This is a genomic window from Rhizobacter sp. P3_B12 (assembly GCF_056402895.1).
The window spans coordinates 1-1,995 of the sequence record NZ_JBFUGN010001072.1 but is presented as its reverse complement, the minus strand read 5'-3'; the positions used below and the strand labels follow the sequence as shown (position 1 = coordinate 1,995).

The window sequence follows — 1,995 nt, the reverse complement described above, 5'->3', positions numbered from 1 at the left end:
GACCCATACCGTGCGATGCGGATCTGCGGCGGCGCGATGCCCGCCTCCGCCGCGAACTGCTGCACCGCCGCCAGGGCAGGGTCGAGGAACTCGTCGCCGCGCTCGACCGTCTCGCCGCCGAGCACGATCACCGTCGGGTTGAAGGTCATCCACACGTTCTGGATCAGCACGCCGAGGTAGGCGCCCGCACGCGCCACGTCGTCGGGCGACTGGATGTGCCGCGCGCCGATCAGCGCCTCGGCGCAGCCGCGCCGCCCGCACGAGCACAGCGGCCCGCCCATCTGCAGGATCGTGTGGCCGACCTCGCCGGCCAGCCCGCTCGCGCCGCTGAACAGCCGGTCGTTCAGCACGATGCCCGCGCCGACGCCGATGCCGCAGCTCAGGAAGATCAGCGGGTCGTCGGCCGGCCCCTCGCTGAACTCGAACTCGCCGATCGCCGCCAGGTCGGCCTCGTTCTGGTAGTAGATCGGCACGCCTTCCAGGCCCGCGGCCGCGGCCTCGCCCGACAGCCGCCGGCCCAGCTCCACGTCGCGCCAGCCGATGTTCGGCGCGAACTTCAGCACGCCGGCCTGCTCATCGACCGCGCCCGGCAGCCCGACCCCGATCCCCATCAGCCGGTAGCCGCGCTCCTTCACCTGCGCCGCGAGCGACAGCACCTGCTCGATCAGCTGGTGGCAGGCCAGTTGCGGCTCCAGCGAGCGCAGCAGCGTGCGCTGCGATTCGATGACCTCGCCGTTGATCGTCACCGCCGCGGTCTGGATCGCGTCGATGCCGAGCTCGGCACCGATCAGCGCCAGCCGCTGGCTGTTCAGCCGCAACGGCTTCGGCCGCCGCCCGAGGCTGCCGGTGTGCTGCGCCTCTTCTTCGAGCAGCCAGCCCTCGTCGATCAGCTCCTTCGCCAGGATGCTGATCGTCGACTTGGTCAGCCCGCTGTGCGTGGACAGGTCGGCGCGCGACAGCCCCGGCTCCTCGCGCAGCAGGCGCACCAGCGCCATGCGGTTGATGCGTTTGACAAGGTGCTGGTCGCCGGTGAGTGTCATGCGGCGCATTGTCGCCACCGACCCGGCCGGATCCGACTTCGGGAAAGCGCGAGGTGCATTTGTTTGTTCGATGAACTAAAGTGGCGGGCGTTGCCCCACCGGGCCCTTTTGTCATGACAACCGGCTTCGCGCCGCCCGCCGCCATGTACCTCGGAATCGACCTCGGCACCTCGGAAGTCAAGGTCCTGCTGCTGCAGGACGATCACCGCATCGTGGCCACGGCCGGCGCGCGGCTGACGGTGTCGCGTCCGCACCCGGGCTGGTCCGAGCAGGATCCGGCCGACTGGTGGGCCGCCACCGAGACCGCGGTGGCTGCGCTGCGTGCCGAGGCGCCGGCCGAGTTCGCACGCGTGCGCGGCATCGGGCTGTCGGGCCAGATGCACGGCGCCACCTTGCTCGATGCCGACGACGCGGTGCTGCGCCCCGCCATCCTGTGGAACGACGTGCGCTCCGCGGCCGAGTGCCTGGAGCTGCAGCGCCGCCTGCCGGCACTGCCCGAGATCGCCGGCAACCTCGCGATGCCGGGTTTCACGTCGCCCAAGCTGCTGTGGGTGCAGCGCCATGAGCCGAAGCTGTTCGAGCGCACCCGCTGCGTGCTGCTGCCCAAGGACTGGCTGCGCCTGCAGCTGACCGGCGAGAAGGTCAGCGAGATGTCCGACGCGGCCGGCACGCTGTGGCTCGACGTGGCGCAGCGCCGCTGGTCGCGCGAGCTGCTGGCGGTGAGCAACCTGAGCGAGCAGCGCATGCCGCGGCTGGTCGAGGGCAGCGCGGTGTCGGGGCAACTGCGCGACACGCTGGCCGATGCCTGGGGCCTGCCGCGCGGCATCCCGGTGGCCGGCGGCGGCGGCGACAACGCGGCCAGCGCGGTCGGCATCGGTGCGGTGCGGCCGGGCGAGGGTTTCATCTCGCTCGGCACCAGCGGCGTGCTGTTCGTCGTGACCGACCGCTTCCGCGC

2 protein-coding genes are annotated in these 1,995 nt (G+C 71.7%); one reads left to right on the top strand and one right to left on the bottom strand.

All coding sequences use genetic code 11. The features are described 5' to 3' along the window. On the bottom strand, positions 1-1,040 hold a 1,040-nt coding region (locus AC1D01_RS32210; protein WP_477873571.1), incomplete at its 3' end, for an ROK family transcriptional regulator. 143 nt (positions 1,041-1,183) lie between these two features. On the opposite strand from AC1D01_RS32210, the gene AC1D01_RS32205 reads away from it, so the two are divergent. Beyond that, on the top strand, positions 1,184-1,995 hold an 812-nt coding region (locus AC1D01_RS32205), incomplete at its 3' end, for an FGGY family carbohydrate kinase (RefSeq protein WP_477873570.1).